Source organism: Actinomyces oris (assembly GCF_001929375.1).
Classification (GTDB): domain Bacteria; phylum Actinomycetota; class Actinomycetes; order Actinomycetales; family Actinomycetaceae; genus Actinomyces; species Actinomyces oris_B.
This window is the reverse complement of sequence record NZ_MSGO01000070.1, coordinates 1-1099: the sequence shown is the minus strand read 5'-3', so window position 1 is coordinate 1099 and position 1099 is coordinate 1. Positions and strand designations below refer to the sequence as shown.

Sequence of the window (1099 nt, the reverse complement as noted above, 5' to 3'; positions counted from 1 at the left end):
CTAGCTGTACTTCCTTGGGAGGTTGTGAACGGGGCTGAGGTTGTGTGAAGGCCTCCGGCATGATGTGGGTTGACACACTCGCATCACTGACCGGAGGCCTTCATGACCCACGCTAACGCACCGCTGACCCCTGAGGGGCGTCGTCGTCTTGCTCATCTGGTGGTGGAAGAAGGCTGGCCCATACGCCGGGTGGCCGAACGCTTCCAGGTCTCGCCGGCCACCGTCAGCCGGTGGGTGGGCCGCTACCGGGCCGGCCAGCCCCTGGAGGACCGCTCCTGCCGCCCCCACCACAGCCCAGGACGGCTGGCAAGGCGCACTGAGCGGCGCATCATCGCCTTGAGGTTCAACCGCCGGTGGGGGCCCCACCGCATCGCCTACCACCTGGGCCTGGCACGCTCCACTGTGGGGCGCGTTCTGGCCCGGTACAACATGCCCCGCCTGACCGAGGTGGATCAGGCCACCGGGCTGGCGGTGCGCCGCCAGCCGCCGGTGCGCTATGAGAAGACCAGTCCCGGGGAGCTGGTCCATCTCGATATCAAGAAGCTCGGCCGCGTCCCCGACGGCGGGGGCTGGCGCGCTCACGGACGGGGCTCAGCGCCCGCCCTGGCCGCGGACCGCGCCAAGACCCGCACCCGCCGTCGGGGCGGCCCGGTGGGAGGCTATCGGTACATCCACCACGCGATAGACGACTACTCGCGTGTGGTCTACTCCGAGATCCTCGATGATGAGCGCAAGGAGACCGCTGCCGGGTTCTTTCAGCGCGCCAACGCGTTCTTCAAGGACCTGGGCGTCACCGTCCAGGCTGTCATGACCGATAACGGGGCCTGCTACCGCTCACGGGACTTTAACCAGGTCCTGTCCGCAGCCGGCGTCAAGCACCGCTACACCCGCCCCTACCGGCCCCAGACCAACGGCAAGGTCGAGCGCTTTAACCGTACTCTGGCCCATGAGTGGGCCTACGCCCACACCTACACCAGCCAGACCCAGCGCGAGGCCGCCTACCAGACCTGGCTCCACCACTACAACCACCACCGACCCCACACCGCCCTGGACGGCCAAACCCCCGCCAGCCGCGTTCACAACCTCACAGGGAAGTACA

1 protein-coding gene is annotated in these 1099 nt (G+C 67.9%); it reads left to right on the top strand.

The window, feature by feature from the left end; translation table 11 throughout:
* Positions 1-102: 102 nt before the first annotated feature.
* The coding region (locus BKH32_RS12490) for an IS481 family transposase (RefSeq protein ID WP_075250326.1) at positions 103-1099 on the top strand (997 nt) is incomplete at its 3' end.